Annotated in this window: 20 protein-coding genes; 11 read left to right on the forward strand and 9 right to left on the reverse strand. The window is 66.7% G+C overall.

Annotation, left to right across the window (positions count from 1 at the left end):
* Positions 1–3 precede the first annotated feature (3 nt).
* A complete protein-coding gene (locus ACP4XC_RS15890; protein WP_427171305.1) occupies positions 4–510 on the forward strand; it encodes a GtrA family protein in 507 nt (168 codons plus the stop codon).
* On the opposite strand, the gene ACP4XC_RS15895 is transcribed toward ACP4XC_RS15890, so the two are convergent.
* From ACP4XC_RS15895 to ACP4XC_RS15920, 6 genes are all read right to left on the reverse strand, one after another.
* Positions 488–1,723, reverse strand: a complete 1,236-nt coding sequence (locus ACP4XC_RS15895; RefSeq protein WP_427171306.1) for a cysteine desulfurase family protein — start codon at positions 1,721–1,723, stop codon at positions 488–490. The genes ACP4XC_RS15890 and ACP4XC_RS15895 overlap by 23 nt on opposite strands.
* An 8-nt stretch (positions 1,724–1,731) precedes the next feature.
* The gene (gene nadC, locus ACP4XC_RS15900; protein ID WP_427171308.1) at positions 1,732–2,646 is read right to left on the reverse strand and encodes a carboxylating nicotinate-nucleotide diphosphorylase; all 915 of its coding nucleotides are present in this window, start codon (positions 2,644–2,646) and stop codon (positions 1,732–1,734) included.
* Positions 2,643–4,472, reverse strand: coding sequence for an L-aspartate oxidase (locus ACP4XC_RS15905; RefSeq protein ID WP_427171310.1), 1,830 nt, complete (start codon positions 4,470–4,472; stop codon positions 2,643–2,645). The genes nadC and ACP4XC_RS15905 overlap by 4 nt, the downstream gene beginning before the upstream one ends.
* Positions 4,469–5,785, reverse strand: a complete 1,317-nt coding sequence (gene nadA / locus ACP4XC_RS15910) for a quinolinate synthase NadA (protein WP_427171312.1) — start codon at positions 5,783–5,785, stop codon at positions 4,469–4,471. Before nadA ends, ACP4XC_RS15905 begins: the two co-directional genes overlap by 4 nt.
* On the reverse strand, positions 5,782–6,522 hold the full coding sequence (locus tag ACP4XC_RS15915) for an NUDIX hydrolase (RefSeq protein WP_427175132.1): 741 nt from the start codon (positions 6,520–6,522) through the stop codon (positions 5,782–5,784). Before ACP4XC_RS15915 ends, nadA begins: the two co-directional genes overlap by 4 nt.
* A 95-nt stretch (positions 6,523–6,617) precedes the next feature.
* The gene (locus ACP4XC_RS15920; protein WP_427171314.1) at positions 6,618–7,094 is read right to left on the reverse strand and encodes an Lrp/AsnC family transcriptional regulator; all 477 of its coding nucleotides are present in this window, start codon (positions 7,092–7,094) and stop codon (positions 6,618–6,620) included.
* A 173-nt stretch (positions 7,095–7,267) separates the two neighbouring features.
* Between ACP4XC_RS15920 and ACP4XC_RS15925 the strand changes: the two genes are divergently transcribed.
* From ACP4XC_RS15925 to ACP4XC_RS15950, 6 genes are all read left to right on the forward strand, one after another.
* Positions 7,268–8,650 (forward strand): amino acid permease, encoded by a 1,383-nt coding sequence (locus tag ACP4XC_RS15925; protein ID WP_427171316.1) that lies wholly within the window; start codon positions 7,268–7,270, stop codon positions 8,648–8,650.
* 198 nt (positions 8,651–8,848) lie between these two features.
* Complete coding sequence (locus ACP4XC_RS15930) at positions 8,849–9,910, forward strand: thiamine pyrophosphate-dependent enzyme (protein WP_427171318.1); 1,062 nt, start codon at positions 8,849–8,851, stop codon at positions 9,908–9,910.
* Complete coding sequence (locus ACP4XC_RS15935) at positions 9,903–10,961, forward strand: alpha-ketoacid dehydrogenase subunit beta (RefSeq protein WP_427171320.1); 1,059 nt, start codon at positions 9,903–9,905, stop codon at positions 10,959–10,961. Before ACP4XC_RS15930 ends, ACP4XC_RS15935 begins: the two co-directional genes overlap by 8 nt.
* Entirely contained in the window at positions 10,954–11,283 is a 330-nt protein-coding gene (locus tag ACP4XC_RS15940; RefSeq protein WP_427171322.1) for a biotin/lipoyl-containing protein, read from the forward strand. Before ACP4XC_RS15935 ends, ACP4XC_RS15940 begins: the two co-directional genes overlap by 8 nt.
* 4 nt (positions 11,284–11,287) lie before the next feature.
* Positions 11,288–12,115: an alpha/beta fold hydrolase gene (locus tag ACP4XC_RS15945; RefSeq protein ID WP_427171324.1), complete on the forward strand. Its 828-nt coding sequence runs from the start codon at positions 11,288–11,290 to the stop codon at positions 12,113–12,115.
* Positions 12,116–12,120: 5 nt separating this feature from the next.
* On the forward strand, positions 12,121–12,816 hold the full coding sequence (locus tag ACP4XC_RS15950; protein WP_427171326.1) for a phosphoribosyltransferase: 696 nt from the start codon (positions 12,121–12,123) through the stop codon (positions 12,814–12,816).
* Positions 12,817–12,825: 9 nt separating this feature from the next.
* On the opposite strand, the gene ACP4XC_RS15955 is transcribed toward ACP4XC_RS15950, so the two are convergent.
* The 3 genes from ACP4XC_RS15955 to ACP4XC_RS15965 form a co-directional block, all read right to left on the reverse strand.
* The gene (locus tag ACP4XC_RS15955) at positions 12,826–14,217 is read right to left on the reverse strand and encodes an MFS transporter (protein ID WP_427171328.1); all 1,392 of its coding nucleotides are present in this window, start codon (positions 14,215–14,217) and stop codon (positions 12,826–12,828) included.
* Positions 14,218–14,401: 184 nt separating this feature from the next.
* Entirely contained in the window at positions 14,402–15,856 is a 1,455-nt protein-coding gene (hpaB, locus tag ACP4XC_RS15960) for a 4-hydroxyphenylacetate 3-monooxygenase, oxygenase component (RefSeq protein WP_427175133.1), read from the reverse strand.
* A gap of 67 nt (positions 15,857–15,923) precedes the next feature.
* Positions 15,924–16,463: a flavin reductase family protein gene (locus tag ACP4XC_RS15965; RefSeq protein WP_427171330.1), complete on the reverse strand. Its 540-nt coding sequence runs from the start codon at positions 16,461–16,463 to the stop codon at positions 15,924–15,926.
* Between the two features lie 173 nt (positions 16,464–16,636).
* On the opposite strand from ACP4XC_RS15965, the gene ACP4XC_RS15970 reads away from it, so the two are divergent.
* The 4 genes from ACP4XC_RS15970 to dapA all read left to right on the forward strand — a co-directional run bounded on the left by ACP4XC_RS15970 (position 16,637) and on the right by dapA (position 20,694).
* Complete coding sequence (locus ACP4XC_RS15970; protein ID WP_427171332.1) at positions 16,637–17,368, forward strand: IclR family transcriptional regulator; 732 nt, start codon at positions 16,637–16,639, stop codon at positions 17,366–17,368.
* A 143-nt stretch (positions 17,369–17,511) separates the two neighbouring features.
* Positions 17,512–19,056, forward strand: a complete 1,545-nt coding sequence (locus tag ACP4XC_RS15975; protein ID WP_427171334.1) for a fumarylacetoacetate hydrolase family protein — start codon at positions 17,512–17,514, stop codon at positions 19,054–19,056.
* Positions 19,053–19,739: a GntR family transcriptional regulator gene (locus ACP4XC_RS15980; RefSeq protein ID WP_427171336.1), complete on the forward strand. Its 687-nt coding sequence runs from the start codon at positions 19,053–19,055 to the stop codon at positions 19,737–19,739. Before ACP4XC_RS15975 ends, ACP4XC_RS15980 begins: the two co-directional genes overlap by 4 nt.
* A gap of 10 nt (positions 19,740–19,749) precedes the next feature.
* On the forward strand, positions 19,750–20,694 hold the full coding sequence (dapA, locus tag ACP4XC_RS15985; RefSeq protein ID WP_427171338.1) for a 4-hydroxy-tetrahydrodipicolinate synthase: 945 nt from the start codon (positions 19,750–19,752) through the stop codon (positions 20,692–20,694).
* Positions 20,695–20,738: the final 44 nt, after the last annotated feature.

Below are 20,738 nucleotides of genomic sequence, written 5' to 3' on the forward strand. Positions count from 1 at the left end.
CCCATGGAATCACCTGCTGCGCCACCGGCCCCGTTGACGCAGCGGAGCACTCCCGACACCAAAGTACGCAGCCCGCCGGCCACCCGGCACTACCGGGGAGTCCTCCGTTTCCCGGCAGTCCGGCAGCTGCTGAGGTTCACCGGCGTGGGGGTTGTGTGCACCCTGACCTCCCTGGCCCTGTACGCCCTGTTCCGGCCATGGATCGGCTCGCAGCCGTCCAATGCTTCCGCTCTCATCATCACCTCGGTCATGAACACCGCCCTCAACCGGCGTCTGACCTTCAAGATCACCGAGCGGCGCAAGCTCGCGAAGGACCACCTCAGCGGCCTTATTGTCATTGTCATCGCGCTTGTCATCACGGGAGGAAGCCTAGGGGTGCTGCACTGGTTGAATCCGGCCGCGACCGTGTCGGACGAGCTGTGGACCACCACGCTCTCCGGATTCCTGGCCACCGCCGTGCGGTTCACCCTGTTGCGGCACTGGATCTTTAGGCGCGCCAGGCACCGCTGAGCGCCTGAACGCTGGCCACGGCGGTCCGCACGGCTCCCGCTACCTCCACCAACTCCTGCGCGCTGATAGTCGAATCAAAGCTGAACCGCACGGCGGTCTGTGCAATCTCCGGATCGATGCCGAGTGCCATCAGCACGGGGGACGGCGCGTCCGACCCCGCGGCGCAGGCCGATCCGCTGGAGCAGATAATCCCCTGCCGCTCAAGTTCCAGGAGAACCGATTCCCCGCTGGTGCCCGGGAAGCAGAACGACGCCACCGACGGCAGGCGCTCGGCGGGATGCCCGGTCAGCAACGCGCCGGGAACCCCTGCAAGGATGTCGCGGATGAACGCGTCGCGCAGTCCGGAGACCCGGGCCGCGTGCCCGGGCACGGCAGGCGCCCCCTGGCCCTCCGCCGTCGGCTGTTGACCAGGTCGGGTGAATCCCGATGCGGTTGGCTGCGCGGTGGCCACGGTGGCCAGTGCGGTGGCCAGCGCAACGGCTCCGGCCACGTTTTCGGTTCCGGAACGCCGTCCCCGCTCCTGGCCGCCTCCGTGCATCAGCGGCTCAACCCGGGTCCGGCCACGCACGAACAGCGCCCCGTTGCCCTTCGGCGCCCCCAGCTTGTGCCCCGAAATACTCATGGCGTCCACCCCGAGCGATTTTGTGTCCAGCGGCAGCCAGCCCGCGGCCTGAACGGCGTCGGTGTGGAACGGAATGCCGCGTTCGCGGGCCAGGGCGGCGAGTTGCCTGATGGGCTGGATGGTGCCGATCTCGTTGTTCGCGTACATCACGCTGGCAAGGGCCGTTTCGGGCGTGAGCACGGCCGCCAGGGCCTCCGGGGTGACACGTCCGTAGCCATCCACGGGAATGATGTCGACGGCAAACCCATGGAAACGTTCGAGGTACCGGGCGGATTCCTCCACCGCGGGATGCTCGATTGCACTGACGGCCACCCGGTTCAGGGCAGGGTTCACCGCCTGGCGGGCCAAGGCAAGCCCCTTGACCGCAAGGTTGTCCGCCTCCGTGCCGCCCGAGGTGAAGGTAACCTCCCCGGGTCGGCAATTCAGTGCTGCGGCGACCACCTGCCGCGCTTCAGTGAGTGCCCGGGCCGCCGCGTCTCCCAACGAATGATGGCTTGAGGGGTTCCCGAATTCGCCGGTAAGGAAGGGCCACATGGCCTCGAGCACTTCACGGCGGACCGGCGTGGTGGCCGCGGCATCCAGGAAGATCATGGCGCGTCTCAGCCGACCGTCAGTTCCATGTCCAGGCCCAGGTCCAGCGCCACCACGCTGTGCGTGAGACCGCCGATGGAGATCACGTCCACACCGGTGGCGGCGATGCCCGCAACTGTGTGGAGATTGACGTTGCCGCTGGCTTCCACCCGCGCGCGTCCGTTGACCAGGGCCACCCCTGCCAGCAGCTGGTTCGCCGTGAAATTATCCAGCATGATGGTGTCCACTCCAGCCGCGAGCACCGGTTCGATCTGATCCATGCTGTCCACCTCCACCTCGAAGTGGGTGGTGTGGCCCAGCTGGGCTTTGGCCTGCCGCAGGATCGCTGTCAGCTTGGCGGGATCTCCCCCGGTAATCACGGCAAGGTGGTTGTCCTTGGCCAGCACGGCGTCGGAAAGGCTGAACCGGTGATTGGCCCCGCCGCCGCAGCGCACGGCGTAACGCTCCAGGATGCGCAACCCCGGCGTCGTCTTCCGGGTATCGGTGATCCGCGCCTTCGTGCCCTGGACCAGGTCAACGAACTCGGCTGTCCGGGTGGCAATGGCACTCATCCGCTGCACGAGGTTCAACGCAACGCGCTCGGCCAACAAGACCGCCCGGGCATTGCCGGTGACCCTCGCCAGCGGGGTGCCGGCGGCGAAGGGCTGGCCATCGGGCACCAGGACATCAACGACGGCGGCCGGGTCGGTGAGGCGCATGGCGGCGGCAAAAACAGCACCTCCGCTGAAGACGCCGGGCACCCGGGCGGCCAGCACCGCCGTCGCCCGCGCCTGCGCGGGGATGAGGACCTGGGATGTGATGTCGCCGTACGGGGCGTCCTCGGCGAGCGCGGCCCGCAGGATGTTCAGCACGGCGGTTTCGGGGAGGCTTCCGGCGAGCTCGACGCGGGTCGGGGCCGGCGTCTCCTGGGTGGTGGTTGTCATGAGGAAATCCTTTGCATGGAATGGGTGGGGGCGGACGCGGGATCCGTATCGGCCCGGTAATGGGCGCCGACCGATACCACCCGGTTCCGGGCGGCATCCACGAGCAGCCGTGCGGCCAGAAGCAGGTTGCGGTCCTCATGCTCGCGCGGGTCCCGAGGCTCAGTGGCACTGATGGACCCGGTCCACTCAGCCAGTTGCAAGGCCGCCGCATGGAGTTCAGGACCCGTGCGCAGCACCCCGGCAGCACTAGTCATCAGCCGCCCCAGAGCGTCCCGGGAAAACGGCCGGGAACCAAGCACAGTCATAACAACACCTTCGGGGGCAGCCGCTGAGGTTTTCGGAGCGGCACCCAAGGCTGACTGCCCGCCGTCGTTCGAGGCTGTTCCGGAAGCGTGCGCCGGGGGGAGGCCGCCAGCGGCCGGGACAGCACGCTGAGGAACAGCGCCGCACGGCGCCCCGGCCCGGTCGCTCGACGTCTCACCAAGGAAGGACTCAACGGCGCGCCGCCCGAAAACCAGCCCTTCGAGCAGCGAGTTGCTGGCGAGCCGATTGGCGCCCTGGGCCCCGGTGCGGGCCACCTCGCCGGCAGCGTACAGGCCGGGCACGGTGGTCCGGCCGTTGAGGTCCGTGGACACTCCTCCCATCCAGTAGTGGGCTGCCGGCGAGACGGGAAGCGGCTCGGCGGTCCAGTCATAGCCCGAGGCTTTCGTGGCGGCACTGATGGTGGGGAAGCGGCGGGCCAGGAAGCCTGCGCCCCTTGCCGCCTCAATCCCTCGCGCATCCAGGAAAACCGGGCTGTCCGCGGGAGCGCCCGTCTTTGCCAGATGCAGCGCAATGCTGCGGGAGACGACGTCGCGGGGGGCCAGCTCGGCGTCCGGGTGGTAATCGGGCATAAAGCGTTGGCCTTGGGCGTCCAGCAGCACCGCGCCTTCGCCGCGGACAGCCTCGGACACCAGCAGCGGCGGCGGTCCGCCAGCCGTTTCGGTCATGGCCATGGTGGTGGGATGGAACTGGAAAAACTCGAGGTCCCTGACCTCGGCCCCGGCCCGCCACGCGAGGGCAAGCCCGTCCGCGGTGGCCACTGAGGGATTACTGGTGCGGGCAAAGATGCGGCCAGCGCCCCCGGTGGCAAGCAGCACGCCGGCGGCGTCCAGGGACTTCAGTTCGCCGTGCTGGAGGTAGCGCACCCCTCTCACCCGCCCGTCCGAGGTGGTCAGCGCGGTGACGAAAGCCCCTGTTTCGAGCCGGAGCCGTCCCGCGACGGCCCGTTCCAGGACGGAGGCAATCAGGCCGCGGGCAATCCGGGCCCCCGTGGCGTCGCCCCCGGAGTGCAGGATGCGGGGAGCCGAATGCGCCGCCTCCAGGCCCAGCGCGGTGTTGCCCTGCGAATCCGTGTCGAACTGGACGCCGAAGCGCCGCAGCCCGGCGATGTCCCTGACTGCTTCGGTGCAGAGAACGCGGACGGCCTCAGGATCGTTCAGGCCTGCTCCGGCCGCCAGGGTATCGGCGATGTGGGCGGCAACGGAATCGCCCGGCACCGCCTCGCCAGGTTCCAGGACGGCCGATACCCCGCCCTGCGCGTAGAAGGTGTTGCTCTGCTCCAGCGCGCCCTTGCTCAGGAGCACCACCTCGACCGGCGCCGCATCCCCCGGAAGGTGCCCGCTGGCCGCGGCATCCGCCGCCAGCAGGGCGGCATACAGTCCGGCGACGCCGCTGCCCACCACCACTAGCCGGCGGACTGTGTCGTCCCCCGCACGGAGTTCCTGCGCAGGATTCTCGCGCAGGGCGTCCTCCCGAGCCGCCGCCGTCACGCGGGGCGTGGTCATGGCCGCGCCGCCAGCATCCGTTCCAGCGCCACGCGGGCCGGAGCCGCGACATCACCGGCCACGGTGATCCGGTTCTGGACCTCGCCGTTCACCAGGGCCTCCAGCACCCACGCGAGGTAGCCCGGATGGATCCGGTACATGGTGGAGCAGGGGCAGATCACCGGGTCCAGGCAGAAAATGGTGTGCTGCGGGTATTCGGCGGCGAGCCGGTTCACCATGTTGATCTCGGTGCCGATGGCGAAAGTGGTGGGTTCCGTGGCCGCGGCGATCGCCTTCCTGATGAAGTCCGTGGATCCTGCCGAATCCGCGGCGTCCACCACCTCCATGGGGCACTCGGGGTGCACGATGACCTGCACGCCGGGGAACTCGGTGCGGGCTTTCTCGATCTGGCCAACGTTGAAGCGCTTGTGGACCGAGCAGAAGCCGTGCCAGAGGATCACGCGGGAATCCAGGAGGCTCTGTTCGTCGTTGCCGCCGAGGTCCTTGCGCGGGTTCCACATGGGCATTTGCTCCTGGGGCACCCCCATGGCCTTCGCGGTGTTGCGGCCCAGGTGCTGGTCGGGAAAGAACAGGACCCGCTGGCCGCGCTGGAAGGCCCATTCGAGCACGGTGGCCGCGTTCGATGAGGTGCAGACGATTCCGCCGTGCTCCCCGCAGAAGCCCTTCAGCGCTGCGGAGGAATTCATATAGGTGACCGGGATGACGGGGACCCGGCCGTCGGCGTCGGGCTCTGTTCCGAAGATCTCCTCCAGTTGTTCCCAGCATTCGGTGACGGAATCGATGTCAGCCATGTCTGCCATGGAACACCCCGCCGCGAGGTTGGGCAGGATCACGGCCTGATCGGGCCTGGACAGGATGTCCGCCGTCTCGGCCATGAAGTGCACGCCGCAGAAGATGATGGCCTCGGCGTCGGGCCGGGTCAGCGCCGCGTTGGCCAGCTGGAAGGAGTCGCCCACGAAATCGGCGTACTCGATGACCTCGTCGCGCTGGTAGAAGTGCCCCAGGATGACTGCGCGGTCGCCGAGCGTGGCCTTGGCCGCACGGATCCGGGCATCCAGCTCTTCGTCGGTGGCACGCTTGTACTCCTCCGGCAGCTGCCCCTGGCGGGGGGTGGCGGCCGGGGCGACGTCGGCACTGGACGCACCCGGACCATAGGCGGGGACTCCGGTGAGGGCTTCGGCCAGATCGTAATCCCAGGGTCCGCGGGCCAGCGCCGGGCTGCAGGTGGCCGCTGCGCCGGCGGCAAGGCCCAGCGTCTTCTGCTCGGCCTGTTCGCGCGTGATCAGCTGAATTGCCGTATTGACGCTGCTCATGGTGTGCTCCTGTTATCTGGGTCGAGGCCTGGGCGGCCGGTGAAGCGGTAGAGACGGGGAGGGCGGTGTTTGCCGCCCTGCAGGTATTGACCGGTTTCCTCAATTTCGGGGGTGGCCTTGAGCTGGCGCCGGAAGTTCGCGGGCTCCAGCTCGCGGTCCAGGACGGCCTCGTACACCTCGCGGACCTGGGCCAGGGTGAAGTACTCGCCAAGCAGGTGGTAGGCCACCGAGCCGTAGGCCAGTTTGTTGCGCAGGCGCCCGAGGGCGTAGTCGACAATCGCGTTGTGGTCGAAGGCAAGCTCTCCGAGCCGGTCGGCCCGGAACCACCGGACATTTTCGGATTCGTCAGCGAGCGCGGCTTCGGTTGGCTGGACCAGGGCCCAGTAGACAATGGACACCACACGCTGGCTTGGGGACCTGTGCAGGCCGCCGAACGCGTAAAGCTGCTCCAGGTATTTCGGGGTGAGCCCGGTGGTCTCCTGAAGATTCCTGGATGCCGCGTCCTGCAGGGATTCGGAATGGCTCAGCGGGCCGCCGGGCAATGCCCACAGGCCCTTGAAAGGCTCGCGGATGCGTCGGACCAGCGGAAGCCACAACGTGGGACGTCCGGACCGCTCGCTGGGACGGAGGGCGAAGATCACCGTGGAGATCGCCAGCGACGGCGGCGCCAGTTGACGTTCAGCAACGTTGGCTGAGCTGGTGTACACGATGATCCCCTTCCCGGCCCCGGATCGCATCCATCCTGCGCCCGGCCCGCAGAAGGAATTAGTTATAGTCACTTTGACTAGAACTAATGGTACGACCGCGGGCCGCGGAGACAAAATGTTTCGCGTTACACAGCGGTCTCCGCCGCGGCCTCCAACAGCGGGAGGGTGCGCCCCTGGAAATGGGTGTTGAGCACAATGACCGAGGAGGATCGGAGGATGGTCTTTGTGGCGATCATGGCGTCCAGCACACGCTGCAGATCCGGGTTGGAGCGCGCCGCGATCCTGGCCATAAGATCCGAACTGCCGGAGACCGTGTGAATCTCGATCAGTTCCGGGATGCGCGCCAGCGCCGCCACAACGGCGTCGTGGCCCAGGTCCTGGTTGATGGTGAGCGAACAGAACGCCACCACGGGGTAGCCGAAGCAGGCCGGATCCGGCTGGGGCACCCACGAGCCGATGACACCGGCGCCGATCATACGGTCCAGCCTGGACTGAACAGTCGCCCTGGCGATCTTCAGGACCCTGGACGCCTCCAGCACCGATGCCCTGGGCGAGTCCGTAAAGAATCGGACAATTTTTGCATCCACGGCGTCAACCTTCACCGAATTTCCTTCCTGGTCCAGCGAGGAGGCACAAACAGTCGCACCTTCCGGAAAAATCCCCACAAACTGCCCCCATGCTCTCACGCATGGTGCACTGATGATCCCTTCCGGGACGGTAAATTCAAGATGTCCCACAAGGACCCCCAACACCGACCACAAGAAGGTTCGCAAGCATGACGATGAAGTCCACCGCAGAGCGTCCGGCCACACACCTTGGCCACAGCATGAAGCCCCGACAACTGACCATGATGGGCCTCGGGAGCGCCATCGGCGCCGGCCTGTTTCTCGGCTCGGGGGCGGGGGTGAAGGCCGCCGGGCCGGCCGTACTAATCTCTTACCTCGTTGCCGGAACCCTGATCATCCTGGTGATGTGGGCCCTGGGCGAAATGGCCGCCGCAAATCCGAACAGCGGCGCGTTCTCGGTCTACGCGGAGAAGGCAATGGGCCGGACCGCCGGAGCCACGGTGGGCTGGCTCTGGTGGCTGCAGCTCGTGGTGGTGATCGCAGCCGAGGCCCTGGGCGCGGCAGGCCTCCTCTTCACCGTCTGGCCGGTCATTCCCGTCTGGGCACTGGCACTGGTCTTTATGGTGCTCTTCACGGCGATCAACCTCGCCGGCGTGAGCAACTTCGGCGAGTTCGAGTTCTGGTTCGCCATCCTGAAGGTAGTGGCAATACTGCTTTTCCTGGCCGTCGGGGCGGCGCTCCTTCTAGGGCTGCTTCCCGAGGTTCCCTCCCCCGGTCTCAGCAACTTCACCTCCGACTTTGCACCGGCAGGGCTCGGCGGCATCGCCACCGCCCTGTTTGTGGTGATCTTCGCCTTTGGCGGAACAGAAATCGTCAGCGTGGCAGCGGCGGAAACCGAGAACCCGAGCCACAGCGTGACCAAGGCCATCCGCACCGTGGTGTGGCGAATCCTGGTGTTCTACATCGGCTCCGTGTTCGTCATTGCGGCCGTTCTCCCTTCCACCTCCGCGGCCCTGGCCTCGCCCTTCGCCGGGGTGCTGGACGCGGCCCGGATCCCGGGAGCGGGTGCCGCCATCACCCTTGTTGCCGTCATCGCCCTGCTGTCTGCCCTGAACGCCAACCTCTACGGGGCGTCCCGGATGATCTACTCGCTGGCTGAACGCGGCGAGGCGCCGGGGATCCTGACCCGGCTCAACCGCTCCAAGGTCCCCATGGTGGCCGTGGGCATTTCCGTGGCGTTCGGATTCCTCGCGACGGTGCTGGAACTCCTCTTCCCGGAAAAGATCCTCCCGGCCCTCTTCCAGCTTGTGGGCTCCACGTGCCTCATGGTCTGGGGATCGGCCCTGGTTTCACAGCTGATCCTGCGCCGCCGGGCGGACCGCGACGGCACCGTGCTGCCATTGCGCATGAAAGGCTTCCCGGGCCTGACCATCTTTGGGCTCGTCCTCCTGGCCCTGATTTTCGCCGTCGGGTTCAGCAGCGCGGACAGCAGCAGGCAGCTGGTCAGCACCATTCTCCTGATCGCTGCCATTGCGGCCGCCTGCTGGATTGGCGCGAGGGTCTCCGCGCGGGCCGGAAACAACCCCAACTAACTCGCATTTGATGTCGTTATGGGGGCTCATAACGACATCAAATGCGACTCAGTTGGGTGGGATGGGCGGCGGACCCGACGCCGCGCAGTGATACAACTTGCTATGCGATACACGTGAACGCATGGCACTCTTCGGCAATCTGGCCAGTGATCCCTGGACCGATTGCCGGGCCCGGCGCCGGTGACTAGGGTCACAGCTATGGACCCATTGCCATCGTCGGAGCCCCGGCCACTGAACGCTCCGGAGCCCGGGCCGCCAACCTCCGAGCAATTGCGTGAGCTCTATTCGCTGATGGCGGCCGTGCGTCACCTCGATACCTCGGCGGTCGTGTGGCAGCGCCAGGGCATCATCCCCGGCTATGCCCCCGAGCTTGGCCAGGAGGCCGCCCAGGTGGGCAGCGGCTACGCCGTGGATATATCCCGCGATTTCGTGTTCCCCACCTATCGGGAGATGGGCGTGGCACGTGCCATGGGCGTGGACATGGTGGCCTACATGTCAACACACAAGGCCACCTGGCACGGCGGACTCTATGACCCCCTAAAGTCCAGGCTTGCCCCGATCCAGGCGGTCGTCGCCGGGTCCGTCCTGCACGCGGTCGGCTGGGCTCACGGCCAGACGCTCTCTGCCAACGGCAACAGCGATCTCGGCGCCGCCCTCACCTACTTCGGCGACGGCGCGTCCTCGCAGGGGGACATCCATGAGGCGATGAACTTCGCCGCCGTCATGAATGCGCCCGTGGTGTTCTTCGTCCAAAACAACGGGTGGGCCATCTCTGTCCCCACCGAGCGTCAGGTGGCTGGGGGCTCGGTGGCCGCGCGGGCGGCCGGCTACGGTATGCCGGCGCTCCGGATAGACGGGAACGACGTCGTCGCAGTCTTCCAATCGACCCGGCGTGCCCTTGCGCACTGCAGGTCCGGAAACGGTCCCGTGCTCATCGAAGCCATGACCTACCGCCGCGGACCGCATTCCACCTCCGATGACCCGGGCCGCTACCGGAGCCTCGATGCCGAACGGGCGGACGCCGGCGCAGACCCGTTGGACCGCTTCCGGCAGCGCCTGCTGGCCGACGGTATTGCCGACGAACAGTTCTTCAAGAACGCCGCGGCCGCCGCCAGGGCCGAGGAGGAACAAATCCGCACCGGCATCCAGGCCCTCGGCCCGCGCCCAGGCGCCGAAATGTTCGATCTGGTCTTCCAGGAAACCACCCCGGCGTTGCGGGCCCAGGCCGCCAGCTGGCGCGAGGAGTCCGAACATGTCTAACTCGATCCTTGAAAGCGCAAGCACCGCCGGCGAGAACACCGGTGCAGGGACCGGCCGTGGCACCGAAACCAGCGTGGTGATGTCCATGCAGCAGGCACTAAACCGGGCGCTCGGCGAGGTGCTGGCCGAGAACCCGAAAGCACTGGTCTTTGGTGAGGACTGCGGGCGGCTGGGCGGCGTCTTCCGCATCACGGACGGGCTGCAGGCGAAGTACGGCGCCGACCGCGTGTTCGATACGCCTTTGGCCGAGTCCGGCATCCTGGGCATGTCTGTGGGCCTCGCGATGGCCGGGTTCCACCCCATCCCGGAGGTCCAGTTCGACGGCTTCGCCTACCCGGCCATCAATCAGATCGTCTGCCAGATCGCCCGGATGAATTACCGCAGCCGGGGCACTCTGCCCATGCCCATCACCTTGCGCGTCCCCAGCTTCGGCGGGCTCCGCGCCCCGGAACACCACGGCGAAAGCCTCGAGGCGCTGTTCGCGCACGTCCCCGGCCTGAAGGTGGTCTCGCCGTCGAACCCGCACGAGGCCTACCATCTGCTGAAGCACGCCGCGACCCGGCCGGACCCGGTGATCTTCATGGAGCCGAAGTCCCGGTACTGGCAAAAGGGCGAGGTCGACGTGAACGGGGCCGGCTCCCCCTCCGGCGCCAAGGTCATGCGTGCGGGCCGGCACATCACGCTCGTCGCGTGGGGCGCCATGGTGGCCCGGTGCCTCCAGGTGGCCGAACTCGCCGCAGAGGACGGCATCGACGTCGAAGTTCTGGACCTGCGCTGGCTCAAGCCCATCGACGCGGAAGCCCTGGCAGCGTCCGTGCGGAAGACGCGCCGCGCCGTCGTCGTCCATGAGGCGCCACTGACTTCCGGGCTTGGCGCCGAGGTGGCGCAGCTGATCACCCAACACTGCTTTGACACCCTCAAGGCGCCGGTGGAACGGATCACCGGCTTCGACGTCCCCTACCCCTCGGGTGATCTTGAGGACGAATACATCCCCAACATTGACCGGATCCTCTTTGGGATCCAGCGGGTATTGGAGTACCGACGTGGCTGAAATTTCCTTCCCGCTCCCGGATCTTGGCGAAGGGCTGATCGAGGCAACAGTGCTGGAATGGCTGGTTTCGCCCGGCGACCAGGTGGAGCGAAACCAACCGCTCGTCGAAGTGGAAACCACCAAATCCGCTGTTGAACTGCCCAGCCCGCAGGCAGGTAAAGTGGTGCGTATCCACGGCGGGCCCGGCGACAAGATCAACGTCGGCGAGCCCCTGATTGTGTTTGAAGTGCCGGATGACACCGCCGGCATTGTAGGCACGGTCCCGAAAGAAGAGGCACCGAAGCGCCGGGTCCGCCTGAGCGCCGTACTTGATGAGGACTGACACCATGAGCGGCAGGCACACCGGCGAGCAGCACCACCACACCGTGGAGGGCACGGACCCCCAGCTGTACGTGGAGGTGCACGAACCGGAGTCCGACACCGGGCTGCGGCCGGTCCTGTTGCTCCACGGGTTCGCCTCGTCCGCCAAACTCAACTGGGCAGACACCGGCTGGCTGACCGCGCTGCTCGAAGCCGGCCGACGCGTCATTACGGTGGACCTGCCCGGCCACGGCCGCAGCGGCGCCCCCGAGGACAGAGACTCCTACTCCCCCAGCCGGATCCGTGCGGACCTGTTGCAAATAGCGTTCGACGCCGGAGTCCGCCCGCTGCGCGACGGCGACCCTGCCAGCGGCCTGGATGTGGTGGGCTACTCCCTGGGATCACGGCTTGCCTGGGAATTCGGCGCCACCCAGCCTGAGCTGGTCCACCGCCTGGTGCTGGGCGGCCCCAATGTGGCGGACCCGCTCGCGGAGTTCGACCTAGTGGCGGCGCAACGGTACTTGGCAGACGGCACCCCCATAGCGGACGAGTCGACGGCCCGGTTGCTGAAGATGGCCCAGGGTCTTCCCAGCAACAACATATTCGCGCTGCTGTCCCTCGTGGAGGCCATCAAGGGCGAGCCTTTCGATCCCGCCGAAGCCATCCCGCACATGCCCATGCTGTTGGTGGCAGGAGAGAAGGACGACCGAGCCGCAACCATGCCGGATCTGGCCGCGCTGGGGGCGAAGTCCGGGGCGCTCGTGGAGCAACTCCTGATTCCGGGGCGGAACCACACCAATGTGATCACCAGCCGGACGTTCAAGCAGGCGGCCGCCGAGTTCCTCGGCGTTTGACGCCCATGCGTTATAACGACCGCGAAGACGCCGGACGGCGGCTCGCGGCGGCACTCCCGCAGTTCAGGGAGCGCCCGGACACCGTGGTTCTTGGCCTGGCACGTGGCGGTATTCCGGTAGCAGCGGCAGTGGCGGCTGCCCTGCACCTGCCCCTCGGTGCCTTATTGGTCCGGAAGCTGGGCATTCCCGGCCATGAGGAAACCGCCTACGGCGCCCTGGCCCTGGCCCCTCCGCCGGCAACGGATGCACCGCCGACGGAGAGAATCGTGCGAATTCTGAACAGGCCGCTTCTTCCCCGGATGCGCGAATACGGAATCGGCCAGGAACTGCTGGATCAGGTGGAGAGCCGCGAACGTAGGGAACTGCTGCGGCGGGCGGGGTCGTACCCGGCGCTCCGCCATGATCTCCACGGACGGACGGTGGTGCTGGTGGACGACGGACTGGCCACCGGAGCCACCATGCGCGCGGCGGTGGAGGCGGTCCGCGGCGCCGGAGCCGCCGCAGTGGTGGTTGCAGTCCCGGTCGCCTCGCTGGAGGCGCACACCTCGATCTCCCGCGTGGCCGATTCCGTGCTGAGCCTGCACCTGCCGGGCAATTTCAACGCGGTGGGCAGCTACTACCGGAACTTCAACCAGCTCGGGGACCGGGACGTCGTCGGGATGCTTCGCGCTGCCGGGGCCGACTCGCCCCGGCAGCGCTAGTGAAGTGGATCAGGCAGTGAACTCCTGGCTCCGGCTTTGGCCGCCGGAGTCCGCGGCCGTGTGCGCCGGCGTGTGGAGGGCTACGCCCAAGGGGCGGCCCTTGGTTTCCTTTGCCAGCACCACGCCAACGGAGGAAATGACGCACAGGATCATGATGTAGATACCGATGGAACCGGTCCACTTGGTGCTCTGCAGCAGCGATTCAGCGATGGTGGCAGCGAAGGCGCCGCCGAGGATGGCGCCGAAGGCGTAGCCGATCGAGATGCCCGAGTAGCGGACGTTGGCCGGGAACATCTCGGCGTACATGGCGGACATGGGGCCGTAGGACAGGCCCAGGCCGACGGTCAGGACGAACAGCGCCACACCGTACAGCACGATGTTCCTGGTATCGATGAGGGCGAACATCGGGATCATCCAGGCGAAGATGATCGCGTAGCCGGCCAGGAAGGTCTTGACCCGGCCGATCTTGTCCGAGAGCCAGCCGCCCACCAGGGTGAAGATCAGCCAGCCGAAGGATGCCAGGGTGGTTGCGAGCAGGATTTCCGCCACCGGCATCTTCAAGGACTTGGTGGCATAGGAGATGAAGAACGCGATCAGCAGGTAGCCGGCGGCGTTGTTGCCGATGAAGATGAGCGTTGAGTACAGCACCGACTTTTTGTGGAACTTGATCAACTGGCCAAGGGGCGCCTTGGCGTGTTCCTTGCGGTCCACCATCTCCTTGAAGACCGGGCTCTCGGCCACGGCACGGCGGATCAGGTATCCCACCACGATCAGCACGATGGAAAGCAGGAACGGAACGCGCCAGCCCCATGACCCGAAGTCCTCCTTGGACATTCCGGTGTTGAGGACGTAAAGCAGCCCCGTGGCCAGGATCATGCCAACCGGGACACCGATCTGGGGGTAGGCGCCGAACAGGCCGCGCTTGCTCATGGGAGCGTGCTCCACCGCCATCAGGGCGGCTCCGCCCCATTCGCCACCGGCCGAGAAGCCCTGGATCACCCGGAGCGTGATGAGGAGGATTGGAGCCCAGACGCCGATCTGGGAGTAGGTGGGCAGCATACCGATCAGGGCGGTGGCGGCGCCCATCATCACGAGGGTGAGCACCAGCATTGCCTTGCGGCCAAGCCGGTCGCCGAGATGTCCGGCGATGACGGCGCCCAGCGGACGGAAGAGGAAGCTGATGCCGATCAGGGCGAAGGACAGGATCTGCGCCAGGCCGGGGTTCGAGGCCTGAAGGGGTGTGAGGAAGAGCGGGGACAGCAGCGTTGCTGTCAGTTGGGCAAAAATGAAAAAGTCGTACCACTCGATGGTGGTGCCGACCAGCGTCCCCGCGAGGACCTTGCGTTCTTCGTGCTTGCTGCTGGGGCCCGTCTCGGAATCGACGGAGGAAGTTGCGGTCATTGGAACTCCTGGCTGGGGCAGTATTTCTACCGAAGACGAAAGGCGGTGATTTACTGATCGAACGGTCAGTTGGTAAGAAGGATACTACGAAAGTGTGACAAAGGGCACTGTTTCGTTCTGAGACGGCTTTCGCCGCCCCGAAGGACGGCAAAAGCCCCCGCCGGCTGGCGGATCTACTCAGCCTTTAGTCCTCGCGGTTCAGGAACTCCCGCACCCGGGCCCGCACGGGGCCGCGGTCGTAGCTGTTCACCATCGCGCCGGCCATACGGACGGGGTCCCCAAAGAAAAAGTACTCGTAGAGTGACTGGCGGCCCGAGAAGCCGGAGATCGAGGCGTCGAACGCCAGCTTGAAGAGCCGGACACGCTCGGGGCCGGTCAGGGTCTTGCCCTGCAGGTACATTTCGATGTCGGCCCGGGCCTCGCTGTTGACATCGGCCTCGCCCGGCAGCGCCATGAGGCCCGACGCCGAGAACTTGCGGATGATCTGCGGGAACCGCTGGGCGACCTTCGGATACCAGTTCCTGGCCGCGTTCAGGGTGCTCCACTTGGGCAGCATCACGCCGGCGTCGTTGAGCGTGGCGTCGACTTCGGAGGCGCGGACCAGCGCCTTGCCGATCTCGACGTCCACAATGAGTTCGGCGATATCCTCCTGGATGTGCTGGAAGCCGTCGATGCCGATCGACTCGGCCAGCTCGGAGGCCAGGCCCAGGAAGAACTCGCTCTTGGCGATGGTGCGGGTGACCACCTGGTGGGTCATCAGTGCCCCGGCGCCGGTCTCGGAGTAGAAGGAGTTGCACAGCTGGGGATTGCCGAGCATAAAGATCCGTTCGCTCGGAACAAACACGTTGTCGAAAATCGCCACCGCATCCATTTCCTCGTAGCGGGAGGCCAGCGGCTCGTCGTGCGTGCTTCCGCCGTTGTACAGCGAGGTGCGGCAGAGGTAACGCAGCCCTGGGGCGTCGTTCGGGATCGCGAAGGCGTAGGAATAGGGGGCGTCCTCCGGCGTGCCGCGAAGCACTGTGGAGGGGAAGACGAGCAGTTCGTCCGCAATCGGGGCAATGGTGGCCAGCATGCGTGCTCCGCTGATCACGATGCCGTCCTCGCGCTCCTCGACAATCCGGGCCGAGAGCTGGCCGCCGAGTTGCTCGGAGCCGGACACTGAGCGGTTGACCTGCGGCGGGATCAGGGTGTGCGTGGCCAGGACATCGTTTTCCCTTGCCCACTCGTAATAGTTACGGATGTTCTCGGCAAATTTGGGGTCGGCCTGCGAGAACCACTTCTCGGCCGTGGCGAGGGCCGTCAGGGAGGAGTTCATGTAGTCCCCGGAGCGGCCCAGGAAGCCGTTGGAGGACTCCGCCCACGTGGAGATGGCCCTGCGGCGCCGCTCCAGGTCCTCGATAGTCCTGGGCACCAGGAAGGAGGCGTTGACCAGGTCACCGGTGGTGGGTGAAGTGTAGGTCAGCGCCTCCTGGTACTGGGGATCGTGCTGCATGTCGAAAAGCTTGGCGTAGGAACGGGCCACGTTTCGGAACGCGGGGTGCTCGGCGATCTTTTCGCTGACAACCTCGCCGTCGATCACCACGTGCGGCGACATGGCGTTGAGTTTGTCCAGGTACTGCTGTCCGGTGCGGATGCCCATTGTTGTTTCTCCAGTCGTCATTGAGCTGTGGGTGTTGAACCGTTGATGGCTTGCGGTGAAGCGGGGCTTAGAGGAGGTCTTCCATGCCCAGCTGGCTCTCCGGGATGGTGGTGAAGGTGCTGTTGGCAAATGCCAGGGCGTCGCCGTTGCGGTAGTTGAAATCCACCACCTCGCCGATATAGAGCGTGTGGTCGCCGCCGTCGTACGCCGCCCATGGCTTGCATTCAAAATAGGCGAGGACGTTGGCAAGGCGGGGAGCCGTTGCCCCTTCAACCCACCGCGGCTCGGCCCCCGGGCGGCCGGCAAAATGCAGGGCGAGCTGCCGCTGTTCGGCGCCGAGGATGTTCACGGTGAACGGACGGCCCGCCAGTTCGTCGTGGGCCTTCGTGGACCGTGCAATGCTGACCAGCACCAGGGGCGGCTCCATGGAGACCGAAGTAAACGAATTGACGGTGATGCCGTGGCGCTTTGTGGCACCGTCGAACGTCACGATCGCGACGCCGGTGGCGAACCTGCCGAGGCTGCCGCGGAAATGATGGGCTCGTGGTGCGGAGGTCCGGCTGCGGACTTCCGGAACCGCTTCTGCCCCGGGCTTGGCAATCATCATTGATCCCTTTGGTTGCGGGCTGGCCCTCAGGCCTTGCAAATTCCGGGCTAGTGTTCATTACTGCAAAGTTCTATAGTTGAACACGTAGTTCCCATATAGAACGCTAGCCCAATGTGAGGCTCCGCACAAGACCTTTCCGGATACGCCACGGCGTCCGGCCTAGGATGGACACCATGAACCCAACCGCCAGCGCCGCACGGGTTGCGACCACCCAGGCTTCCCCTTCGCAGACGCTCTCCAGGGGCATCCGCGCACTGGAGATTCTCGCCGAGGCCGAGCGTCCGCTGACCATCGCCGAGCTCGCCGACTCCATGGGCGTGCACCGGTCCGTGGCCTACCGCATCCTGCGCACGCTGGAGGATCACTCGTTGCTGGTGCGCGACGACGGCGGCCGGGTCCAGCCCGGGCCCGGCTTGGCCGTCTTGGCCCGGGGGGTCTCCCGCAACCTCCAAACAGCGTCCCTGCCGGAACTCACCCAGCTCGCAAACACGCTGAACATGACCGCCTTCATCGCCGTCTGGGATCATCAGGACTGCATCACGCTGGTCACCGTGGAGCCCCGGCATTCCGCCGCTACAGTGGTGCAGCACCCCGGCTCCCGGCACCCCATCAGCGCCGGGGCACCGGGCATCGCCATCCAGTCCGCGCTGACCGAGGAGGAATGGACGCGGCTGGCACCCGGGGTCCCATACCGCCCCGAGGCCGCCGCCGCCCGGTTGCGGGGCTACGCGGCCAGCCATGACGAGGTCATTGCGGGGGTTTCCTCCCTTGCGGCCCCGATTGCCGTGCCGGGTGGCCGTCCGGCGGCAGTCGCCGTCGTCTACATCCGATCCTCGCAGGATCCGGCCGAGGTGGCGGCCGCGCTCACCGCGAGCGCCGCCCGGATCGAGAAGCAGCTGCTCTAAACCGTCCGACTAGCCGTCCGCCCGGACCGGGAGCCTGCGCCGGGGCCCTGCCCGGACCGCCCTGAGAACCGGGGCCTTGACAAAGCCGCGGTTCTCAGGGACCTTGTTTCGTATACGATTTCATACTCAATGAGGAGGATGCGATGAACGAACTCTCGCAGGAAGCCCTGGGCGCCGCCGGCAAGGTCATCGCGGTGCACCTCAATTATCCAAGCCGCGCCGCGCAACGCGGGCGCACCCCGGAGCAGCCCTCCTACTTTCTCAAACCCTCCACGTCATTGAGCCCGGGCGGCGGATCAGTGGAGCGCCCGGCCGGCTGCGAGCTGCTCGGCTTCGAAGGCGAAGTGGCACTCATCATCGGCACCACGGCGCGGCGCGTGACTCCGGACCAGGCCTGGAACCACGTGGGGTACGTGACGGCCGCCAACGATCTGGGCGTCTACGATCTCCGGTACGCGGACAAGGGATCCAACCTCCGCTCCAAAGGCGGCGACGGGTTCACCCCAGTGGGCCCGGGCCTCATCCCAGCCGATGACGTGGAGCCGGGCGGGCTCCGGGTCCGGACCTGGATCAACGGACGGCTGGCGCAGGAGGACACCACGGACACGCTGCTCTTCCCGTTCTCCCGGCTTGTGGCCGATCTCTCCCAGCTCATCACCCTCGAGCCCGGGGACATCATCCTGACCGGAACTCCCGCAGGCGCCTCGGTTGCCGGGCCAGGGGACCTCATGGAGGTCGAGGTCGACGTTCCGGGCACGGACCTGAGCTCCGGCCGGCTTGCCACTACGGTGACGCAGGGATCGGTGCGGTTCGCGGACTACGGCGCCCAGCCGCGGGCGGACGACGCCCAGCGGGCTGAGGCTTACGGCACGACGCCGGATGCCCGTCCCGCCGCCGGGCCGGAGGGGTTTCTCGCCCCTGAGCTCAAGGCGAAGCTCGCCGCGGTGGCCACGGCTACCCTCAGCGCCCAGCTGCGCAAGCGTGGCCTGGACAACGTCAGCATCGACGGCCTGCAGTCCACCCGGCCGCAGCGCAAGGTGGTGGGGCTGGCCCGCACCCTGCGGTATGTGCCCAACCGCGAGGATCTCTTCAAGACCCACGGCGGCGGCTTCAACGCCCAGAAACGGGCCATCGATTCGCTCCGGGAAGGCGAAATCCTGGTAATGGAGGCCCGGGGCGAAAAGGGGACCGGGACCCTGGGCGACATCCTGGCTCTGCGGGCCCAGGTGAACCGGGCGGAGGCGATCATCACCGACGGCGGCGTCCGGGACCTGACCGCCGTGGCCGCCCTTGACCTGCCCACCTATTTTTCCAACGCCCATCCGGCCGTGCTGGGCCGGCGCCATATCCCGTGGGACGTGGACCTCACCATCTCCTGCGGCGGGGCCACTGTTCAGCCTGGGGACATCATTGTGGCCGACGCGGACGGCATCCTGGTCATTCCGCCGGCGCTGGCGGAGGAGGTGGCGGACGACGCGCTTGTCCAGGAGGCCGAGGAGGCGTTCATCGCCGAGATGGTCGCCGCCGGACACAGCGTGGACGGCCTCTACCCGATGAACGCGCAGTGGCGGGCGAAGTACCGCGAATGGTCCTCGGCCCGCGAGCCGGAGAGCCGAGCCTTTGCGGCCAGGTCAGCGACGCGCGAACCGGATGCTCAGGAACCCGCTCAGGGAACGGACGCCCTGTGAGTGTCGATGCCGGTGTCAGCAAATCCGAGCAGGCCTACAACGCCATCAAGGAGCGCATCCTCAGCGGTGGGTACTCCCCCGGCTACCGCCTGGTCCTGGCGAAGATAGCGGAGGACCTCGGCGTCAGTGTGGTCCCGGTCCGGGAGGCCATCCGCCGCCTCGAGGCCGAGCGGTTCGTGGTGTTTGAACGTAACGTCGGGGCCACCGTGGCAGGCATCGAACCCACGGAGTACCTCTACACCATGCAGACCCTGAGCATCGTGGAAGGGGCCGCCACCGCCCTGGCCGCGCCGTGGATCACCGCCGCCGACATCCAGCGGGCCCGGAGCGTGAACGCGCGGATGCGCGAATGCCTGGACGACTTCGATCCCGTGCGCTTCACCAGCTTGAACCGTGAGTTTCACGGAGTGCTGTTCGAACGCTGCCCCAATCCGCACATCCTGGACCTGGTCCACCGCGGCTGGAACCGGCTGCAGGCCCTTCGGGCCTCCACCTTCAGTTACGTGCCCGGGCGCGCCCGGGAGTCCGTGGCGGAGCATGAGGAACTGCTGCTGCTGCTGGAGAACGGCGCGCCGCCGGACGACGTCGAACGTGCTGCCCGCGCGCACCGCGCGGCAACGCTGGACGCCTACCTTGCCCACAGCGGCCGCGACGCGGCGGCCGCCCATTCCCCCGAACGATAAGGAAGAAACAATGAAGTTCCGTTCCGATCCCCGGCAACATCTCAAGGGCTCGCTCGCCGCCATGTTCACCCCGTTCACCGTTTCCGGCGACGTGGACCACGCAGGCCTGCGCAACATGGTCGAATGGCAGATCGCCAGCGGCTCTTCCGGCATCACCATCGGAGGCTCAACCGGCGAACCCAGCGCCCAGTCCGTGGATGAACGGGCCGCCGCCATCAAGATCACAGCGGAAGCGATCGGAGACCGGGTGCCGTTCATGGCCGGCACCGGCACAGCGAAACTGCCCGAAACCCTGGAACTGACCCAGGCCGCCGTCGACGCCGGCGCCGACGCCGCCATGATCATCACCCCTTACTACTCCCGCCCCACCCAGGAAGCGCTCTACCGCTGGTACGCCACGGTCGCCACGGAATTCCCGCACATGCCCTTGGTGATCTACAACGTGCCGTCCCGCACCGCGGTGGACATGGCGCCGGAAACCGTGGCCCGGCTGTTCCACGATTTCGAGAACATCGTGGGGATCAAAGAGACCACCAAGGACTTCGAACACTTCTCCCGCGTGATGCACCTGTCGGGCCCGGACCTGCTGGTCTGGTCCGGCATCGAACTGCTGTGCCTTCCCCTGATGGCGATCGGCGGCGTCGGTTTCATCTCCGCGCTGGCCAACATCGCGCCGAAAGCCTCCGCAGAGATGTACAAAGCCTGGATCGAGGGGGACTTCGAGTCTGCCCGAAAGATCCATTACGGCGTGCACCCGCTGGTGGACCTGCTGTTTGTGGAGACCAACCCGGCGCCGGGCAAGTGGGTCATGGCTCAGGCCGGGCTGATTGCCTCCGACCACGTCCGGCCGCCACTGATCACACCCACCGAAGCCGGGCTCAAGAAGATCAAAGAGCTGCTTGACGCCGGGCAGGAGTACCTGACCCCGGTGGACGGCTTCCGGATTTCCGACTGACCCCCCACAGTTTCCCCAGGCCGCAGCAGACCCCCGCAGAAGCA

This window comes from Arthrobacter sp. 92 (assembly GCF_050260325.1).
Lineage (GTDB): Bacteria > Actinomycetota > Actinomycetes > Actinomycetales > Micrococcaceae > Arthrobacter.